This window comes from Phytobacter massiliensis JC163, assembly GCF_000321045.1.
In the GTDB taxonomy this organism is placed as follows: Bacteria; Pseudomonadota; Gammaproteobacteria; order Enterobacterales; family Enterobacteriaceae; genus Phytobacter_A; species Phytobacter_A massiliensis.
This window is the reverse complement of the sequence record NZ_HE578949.1, coordinates 1-7,673: the sequence shown is the minus strand read 5'-3', so window position 1 is coordinate 7,673 and position 7,673 is coordinate 1. Positions and strand designations below refer to the sequence as shown.

9 protein-coding genes and 1 tRNA gene are annotated in these 7,673 nt (G+C 51.5%); 5 read left to right on the top strand and 5 right to left on the bottom strand.

Annotation, left to right across the window (positions count from 1 at the left end; translation table 11 throughout):
* Positions 1–250: RHS domain-containing protein (locus ENTHG_RS20040; protein WP_145973681.1), on the top strand; the 250-nt coding region annotated here is incomplete at its 5' end.
* 143 nt (positions 251–393) lie between these two features.
* Here ENTHG_RS20040 and ENTHG_RS20035 read toward each other — a convergent pair.
* Positions 394–470 (bottom strand) — tRNA-Asp (locus ENTHG_RS20035).
* A 132-nt stretch (positions 471–602) separates the two neighbouring features.
* The gene (gene dnaQ, locus ENTHG_RS20030) at positions 603–1,331 is read right to left on the bottom strand and encodes a DNA polymerase III subunit epsilon (protein WP_044184113.1); all 729 of its coding nucleotides are present in this window, start codon (positions 1,329–1,331) and stop codon (positions 603–605) included.
* Between the two features lie 51 nt (positions 1,332–1,382).
* Between dnaQ and rnhA the strand changes: the two genes are divergently transcribed.
* Positions 1,383–1,856: a ribonuclease HI gene (rnhA, locus tag ENTHG_RS20025; protein WP_044184111.1), complete on the top strand. Its 474-nt coding sequence runs from the start codon at positions 1,383–1,385 to the stop codon at positions 1,854–1,856.
* Here rnhA and ENTHG_RS20020 read toward each other — a convergent pair.
* Positions 1,847–2,563 carry a class I SAM-dependent methyltransferase gene (locus ENTHG_RS20020; RefSeq protein ID WP_044184109.1) on the bottom strand — a complete coding sequence of 239 codons (717 nt, stop codon included), beginning with the start codon at positions 2,561–2,563 and terminating at the stop codon, positions 1,847–1,849. The two genes, rnhA and ENTHG_RS20020, sit on opposite strands and share 10 nt — an antisense overlap.
* 32 nt (positions 2,564–2,595) lie before the next feature.
* Here ENTHG_RS20020 and gloB point away from each other — a divergent pair, with 32 nt between their 5' ends.
* Positions 2,596–3,351 (top strand): hydroxyacylglutathione hydrolase, encoded by a 756-nt coding sequence (gloB, locus tag ENTHG_RS20015; protein WP_044184107.1) that lies wholly within the window; start codon positions 2,596–2,598, stop codon positions 3,349–3,351.
* Between the two features lie 71 nt (positions 3,352–3,422).
* Complete coding sequence (gene mltD / locus ENTHG_RS20010) at positions 3,423–4,793, top strand: murein transglycosylase D (protein ID WP_044184105.1); 1,371 nt, start codon at positions 3,423–3,425, stop codon at positions 4,791–4,793.
* 47 nt (positions 4,794–4,840) lie between these two features.
* Here the strand turns inward: mltD and ENTHG_RS20005 are convergent, their stop codons facing one another.
* Together ENTHG_RS20005 and ENTHG_RS20000 are read right to left on the bottom strand one after the other, a co-directional pair.
* A complete protein-coding gene (locus tag ENTHG_RS20005) occupies positions 4,841–5,611 on the bottom strand; it encodes a class I SAM-dependent methyltransferase (protein WP_044184102.1) in 771 nt (256 codons plus the stop codon).
* A 77-nt stretch (positions 5,612–5,688) separates the two neighbouring features.
* Positions 5,689–6,489 (bottom strand): endonuclease/exonuclease/phosphatase family protein, encoded by an 801-nt coding sequence (locus ENTHG_RS20000; protein WP_044184098.1) that lies wholly within the window; start codon positions 6,487–6,489, stop codon positions 5,689–5,691.
* Between the two features lie 225 nt (positions 6,490–6,714).
* On the opposite strand from ENTHG_RS20000, the gene yafC reads away from it, so the two are divergent.
* Entirely contained in the window at positions 6,715–7,596 is an 882-nt protein-coding gene (gene yafC, locus ENTHG_RS19995) for a DNA-binding transcriptional regulator YafC (RefSeq protein WP_044185077.1), read from the top strand.
* Positions 7,597–7,673: the final 77 nt, after the last annotated feature.

Genomic DNA, 7,673 nt, shown 5'->3' with positions numbered 1-7,673 from the left:
CCATAATTACCGCCATCCGCACAGGCTCAGACCGCAGGTGTACTGGTACCAGACGGACCACGCGGGCATGCCCCATTCCCTGACTGATATCCGGGGACGGGTGGTTTACCGCTGTGCGTTCACGGCGTATGGTAAACTGCTGGACGAGGCGTTTTACACCGATGAGCGGACCGGAAAGCCGCTGATAAACGTCAGAAACCCGCTGCGCTTTCAGGGGCAGTATGAGGATGACGAGTCCGGGCTCTTTTAGAACCTTCTATATAATATTTAAACAAGTTGCAACTATGCCTGACACGCAGTTACAGCATAAAAACTACAAACAAAAAAGCCGCAGCCATTCTTCAATGGCTGCGGCTTTCTTTATCGAACGTTAATCACATTCGAACTGAATATTGGCGGAACGGACGGGACTCGAACCCGCGACCCCCTGCGTGACAGGCAGGTATTCTAACCGACTGAACTACCGCTCCGCGATGTTCCCGTTGGGGAACGAGGCGAATATTACGGATTGCATGGCGGGCCGTCAACGCTTTTTCTGCCAATTTGTCTCGTTTGCTGCAAAAATCATCCGCAAGAGCAATTTTTCGACATTTTTTAATGTATTACGCGCGCCAGAGGCAGCTTCCGCCCTTCTTTTGCACCAAATCAAGACGTGACTCGTGCGCCATCAGCTCTTCGTCGCTGGCTAAAACAACTCGAAGCTTATTCGCTTTGACCACACGCTGAATGCCCGTATCGCCCTGCTGCTGTTGCCCCTCGCCCTCCATAGAGAAAGCTATGGACGTTTGCCCGCCGGTCATCGCCAGATAAACGTCGGCCAGGATCTGGGCATCGAGTAACGCCCCGTGCAGGGTACGCTTACTGTTATCTATCTCGTAGCGATTACAGAGCGCGTCAAGGCTGTTACGCTTGCCGGGGAACATCCGCCGCGCCAGCGCCAGGCTATCGGTAACCTTACAAAAAGTCTCAGTTTTAGGAATGCCGCGATTAAGCTTGCTGAACTCATAGTCCAGGAAGCCGATATCAAACGACGCGTTGTGGATGATCAGTTCGGCGCCGCGCACATACTCAATAAACTCGTCGGCGATATCGCTGAACAGCGGTTTATCAAGCAGGAACTCATCGGCAATACCGTGAACGCCAAACGCCTCCGGGTCGATCAGGCGATCGGGCTTGAGATAAATGTGATAGTTATTGCCGGTCAACCGGCGATTCACTACCTCGACGGCGCCGATTTCAATGACCTTATGCCCTTCGTAATGGGCGCCAATCTGGTTCATACCGGTGGTTTCGGTATCGAGAACTATCTGTCGTGTAATTGCTGTGCTCATAGCGGCTATTGTGTCAGACTTGTCGTTTTTAACAGAGGAAGTCTACCAGAGATGCTCAAGCAGGTAGAAATTTTCACCGACGGTTCCTGTCTGGGAAACCCAGGGCCGGGCGGTTACGGCGCGATTTTGCGCTATCGCGGCAAAGAGAAAACGTTCAGCGAGGGCTTTCGCCTGACCACCAATAATCGCATGGAGCTCATGGCGGCAATTGTCGCGCTGGAGGCGCTGAAAGAGCATTGTGAAGTCATCCTCAGCACGGACAGCCAGTATGTTCGCCAGGGCATCACGCAATGGATCCATAACTGGAAAAAGCGCGGCTGGAAAACTGCAGAAAAAAAACCGGTTAAAAATGTCGACCTCTGGCAGCGCCTGGATGCCGCGCTCGGCCAGCATCAGATTCGCTGGGAGTGGGTTAAAGGCCACGCCGGTCACCCGGAGAACGAGCGTTGCGATGAGCTGGCTCGTGCCGCAGCAATGAATCCCACCCAGGAAGATACAGGCTATAAGGCTGACAATCAGGGCTGACGGGTCTGCCGCGTGGCGCTTACCGCCTGCCGGACACGCGGCTTTGTTCGACGAAGCTTCATTGGGTTTATCGTCAGGGGGATCGTACGTTTGCGTGCGACGATAAGCTGCATACAGCCAAGCGCCGGCAGGTGGGTATTGAGCAGCTTTCCCCCTTCCCTCGTCCAGGGCAATACGCGAAAGCGGCTATAATGTAAAACTTCAAAATTCAGCAGTGACAGCCAGTCCATCTGACGCATCAGTGTAAACATGCGGTTATTAATAGCCGGTGAACGGCGCAAGAATGGGACAGTTTTGCCAAGGCCCAGCAGACTGATGGGATTAAACGCGCTCATCACCAACCAGCCATCGTCAATCAGCACCCTGTCCACCTCCTGCAACAAACGATGCGGATCGGGACACCAGGGTAAGGTATGCGCCAGAAGGCAGGCATCAATGGACTTTTCAGCAAACGGTAAATGCAGCGGATCTGCGCGCACCTGCGCTGGCTCACCGGCGAGCGAGACATTAACCTGATGGGAAATAGCGCAACTTTCGGCATTGATTTCCGCGCTGAGATTGCCAATCTTAAGCAGATGAAAACCGTACATTTTTGCAAACCAGGGCTTGATAGCATTCTCAAGCGCTTCACGACAGTTCTCACCTTTGGGCAACTCGGCCCAGTGCGCGGGTGCTATGTACTTTCGGGGAGTCCTTGCCGGTTTCATCACGACCTTCCGCTTCGCTTTGAGAGGTATTTATGAATCTTAACAGTATTCCCGCATTTCAGGACAACTACATCTGGGTATTAAGTGAAGATGACGGCCGTTGCCTGATCGTCGATCCCGGTGAAGCCGCTCCTGTACTGCGGGCCATAAGCGATAACCACTGGCAACCTGAAGCAATATTACTGACTCACCATCACAATGACCACGTGGGCGGGGTTAAAGAGCTTCTGCGCCACTTCCCGGATATCGTGGTATACGGGCCGGAAGAGACGCGAGATAAAGGGGTGACGCACCTCGTTACTCAGGGAGATCGGCTTACTATTCTGGGCGCGGAATTTAGCGTTTTTTCCAGCCCGGGTCACACTTTAGGACATCTCTGTTACTTTAGTTTTCCTTACCTGTTTTGTGGCGACACGATGTTCTCAGGTGGCTGCGGCAGGCTATTCGAGGGAACGGCGGACCAGATGTATGAATCATTCTGTAAGATAAATGCGCTGCCGGAGGATACGATTATTTGTTGCGCACATGAATATACTTTAACAAATATTAAGTTTGCCTTGAGCATCCTGCCCGAAGATCGTGAACTTAACGAATACTATCTAAAAGTGAAGGAGTTACGGGCAAAAAACCAAAAGACACTCCCCACAACTCTGAAAAACGAGCGCCGTATAAATATATTTTTACGTACTCAAGACCCTGATTTAGCAGCAGTTATCAATCAAGAAACAAAGTTGCTACAACCTAATGCGCGTTTTGCATGGTTGAGGTCAAAGAAAGATAACTTCTGACAATTGCGGGTTGCCTTTTAAAAACTTCGCCGTTATGATCGGTCGTCTTTTAAGCAACTATTGACACACACATGAAGGCAAAAGCGATATTACTCGCCTCTGTCCTGCTTGTGGGGTGCCAGGCGTCTAAGCACGATGGCACCGTACAACAGCACGCACAGAGCCTTTCTGCAGCTGGTCAAGGGGAAGCAGGTAAGTTTACAAGTCAGGCGCGATGGATGGACGATGGAACATTGTCTTCCGCGCAGGATCAAGACTTGTGGGCTTTCATTGGCGACGAGCTAAAGATGGGAATTCCGGAAAATACCCGGATTCGCGAACAGAAAGTAAAGTATTTAAGAAATAAGAGCTATCTCCACGATGTAACTTTACGGGCAGAGCCGTATATGTACTGGATAGCCGGGCAAGTTAAAAAACGTAACATGCCTATGGAGCTGGTACTACTACCCATAGTGGAGAGCGCTTTTGACCCACATGCAACGTCTGGTCGCAATGCCGCAGGCATCTGGCAGATCATTCCGAGCACGGGTCGTAACTATGGTCTGAAACAGACTCGCAGCTACGATGCGCGTCGTGACGTAGTGGCGTCTACAACAGCCGCTCTGGACATGATGCAGCGTTTGAACCGTATGTTTGACGGCGACTGGTTATTAACCATCGCGGCCTATAACAGCGGTGAGGGTCGTGTACTGAAGGCAATAAAAGCGAATAAAGCACGGGGTAAACCCACGGATTTTTGGTCGCTCTCATTGCCACAGGAAACCAAAGTTTATGTGCCGAAAATGCTGGCGTTGAGCGAAATACTCAAAAACAGCAAACAGTACGGTGTGAATCTGCCAACCGCAGATGAAAGCCGCGCGCTGGCACGCGTAAGACTGAACAACCCGGTTGCTATGGATCAGCTGGCAGAAATGGCAGGTATTTCAGTCAACAAACTGAAAACCTTTAACGCGGGCGTAAAAGGCTCAACGTTAGGCGCCAGCGGGCCGCAATATGTCATGGTGCCAAAGAAACATGCAGAGCAGCTGCGTGAATCTCTGGCTTCCGGCGAAATTGCAGCCGTGCAGCCGACGCTGATTGCGGATAATACGCCGCTTACCAGCCGCAGCTATAAGGTACGTTCGGGCGATACGCTTTCCGGTATTGCATCACGCCTTGGCGTGACAACGAAAGATCTGCAGCAGTGGAATAAACTGCGTGGATCAAGCCTGAAAATCGGGCAGAACCTGACGGTTGGCGCAGGCAGTAGCGCAGCGCGTCTTGCGAAAAACTCCGATAGCATTACCTATCGCGTGCGCAAAGGCGACTCGCTTTCGAGTATCGCTAAACGTCACGGAGTGAATATTCGCGATGTGATGCGTTGGAATAACGATACCGACAATCTGCAACCCGGCGATCAGTTGACGTTGTTTGTTAAAGACAACACTTCACCGGATTCGTGACGGCAATAAAAATTAAAAAGGCACCGTTTCCCCCGGTGCCTTTTTTATTATGCAAGCTTGCGCGCTACGGCCATGATGGTATCGCTGGTAAAGGAGCCATCAGCGGTCAGCTCAAAATAGCGCTGTACCTCTTGTGAAGCGCTTTGCTGATAAAGACGAATAGCATCACTCAATACCTGTGGCGTACGCATACGGGCTATCCAGGTGCTATATTCAAGCGGTAAACGGTCCGTCGTTAACTGCTGGGTAATCAGACCAGCCTCATTAAGCATAACCAGCCATTCGCCGCTGGCGTAGTTTCGCACGTGGGAAGTATCCCGTAATGCTTCTACCGTCTGTAACCAGATATCCCGAACAGGATGCCCCGGCGACATCACATCCATGATAATCACCGTCCCGCCAGGCTTGAGCACGCGTTTTACCTCACGCAGCGCCTGGGGAACATCATGCCAGTGATGTGCGGAATAGCGGCTGATGACCACCTCAAAGCTTTCATCAGCAAAAGGCAGCGCTTCAGCATAGCCCTGACAGGTATCGATATTAGTAAGCTGCTTGTCTTTCGCCGCCGCGGCCACAACGTCCAGCATTTGAGCAGACAAATCATAAGCGGTAACCTTCGCTACCTGCCCTGCGGCGACAAAGCTGGCATGACCTGCACCGCAACCAAGATCGAGTACGCTGGCATCGGGAAAAGCGCTGAGTCGTTCGCCCAGCAGTTGTAAATCACGGCCGGTTGCGTGCACAGCACTGGTTAAATAGGCGCTGGCCTGGGAGCCAAACTGTTTTTCGACGTTGTCATGATGAGAGCCGATGGTCATTGTGTTGTCCTTATAATAGTAAGATTAAGGGCAGCACCTTGTCTCAGGCCTGCCCCGCGACAGACCTGATGTCATGTTTATCTATCAGGCTTGCCGGGACTGAATTCGACAAGTAGAGGGTTATGGTCGGAAGCGCGTGTTACCAGCACCGATGCCTGATCCACATTAAGTCCGCGATAGAAGACAAAATCCAGCGGACGGCCAAATGCCCGCCGACGATTATCATCGGTAAAACGGACCTGACGTAGTGACATCTCCCGAGAAAAGCGATACAGCGCATTCATGCGTGGCCGGCTCCAGGCATTGAAATCGCCTGCCATTATTACCGGCCCGTCATGACGGAGGATCTGATCGCCGATAGGGAGTAATTGCTTACTGTATACATCAACCCCAAGACTGAAATTTACCGCATGCACATTAACTACCATCAGATTGCGTTTGTCGGGTAAAGGGTAAACAGTGACCAGAGCAGACTTCGCCAGCCGCAGAATAGGTTCACGCTCCCGTAAAGGGCAGCAGTAAACGGGGTGGGCAGACGAGAGGGTCATCACGCCGGATGGATGTTGTGGAAGTACAAAGGCGGGGACCTGGTCGGCAGCCAGATAGTTAGTGGTTGCAAACTTAACCAGCTCCGGCGTGGTTTGCGCCTCCTGCAGCAACACCAGATGGGCATCTTTACCGAAATTCTGTAACACCGAGAGCCATTCCGCGCGTTGCTGCTTGAAGATGTTCCATACCAGGACGCGTATCCTTTCCTCACTGCTAAGCGGGACGCCTGCCGGCAACGCCTTACCAATGGTCGCAAACGAACCTGGCGGCAAAATACGTTCCGCAGGTTGTCCGGCAACATAACGCATGGCATAGGTATTCTTGGACACGTTGGGCTTATAACCTCTTTATTTTCCCCGCAACACAACAGAGGGGGTCATTCAGTTATAGGGATTTTAGCGCATAGTTTCAACGCCCGGGCTCAGAAAACAGCGTGTAAAAGTTAGTGAGCGCTAAGTAACTTTGCAAAATTGACAGCCGAAAGAAGCGAAATGTAAGAACACCAGGCTCATTTAAAATTATAATACGTCTCCACTTTTGCTATGAGCGCAACAATGAAAGCTACCTCAGAAGAAATGACTATCTTTGTCGCCGTTGTGGAGAACGGGAGTTTTAGCCGGGCTGCAGAACGCCTTGGGCAGGCAAACTCCGCCGTTAGCCGCTCAGTCAAAAAGTTAGAGAGTAAGCTGGGCGTAAACCTGCTTAACCGAACGACTCGCCAGTTAAGCCTGACAGAAGAAGGCGAACGCTATTTTCGTCGTATTCAGTCAATTCTCCAGGATATGGCGGCGGCTGAAACAGAAATCATGGAGGCAAAGCTAACGCCGCGCGGCACGTTGCGTATAGATGCTGCGACACCGGTGATGCTGCATTTCCTTTTACCGCTCATCAAGCCCTTCCGCGAGAGATATCCGGATATCGCCCTTTCTCTTGTTTCCAGCGAGACCTTTATTAACCTCATCGAACGAAAAGTCGATGTTGCCATTCGCGCCGGTACGTTAACGGACTCCAGCCTTCGTGCCCGTCCCCTGTTTACAAGTTACCGCAGGATCATCGCATCACCGGACTACATAGCCCGCTATGGTCAACCAGAAACGGTCGAGCAGTTAAAACAGCATCTCTGCCTTGGGTTTACTGAACCCGTATCCCTGAATACCTGGCCGGTGGCCTGCAGCGATGGCCAGCTATATGAAATCAGCAGCGCTATTTTATCAAACAGCGGCGAGACGCTTAAGCAGCTTTGCCTGGAAGGCAATGGGATTGCCTGCCTGTCTGAATATATGGTGGATAAAGAGATAGCGCGGGGCGAGCTGGTAAAAATTATGGCGGACAAAGTCCTGCCTGTTGAAATGCCGCTCAGCGCCGTTTACTACAGCGATCGTGCCGTTAGTACGCGTATCAGAGCTTTTGTTGATTTCTTAAGTGAGCATGTTTAACAGCCTTCATGGCTGTTAAATTCGACAGACACAGCAAAGAAAAAAGCCCTGAGCAAATGCTCAGGGCTTCTAATAAG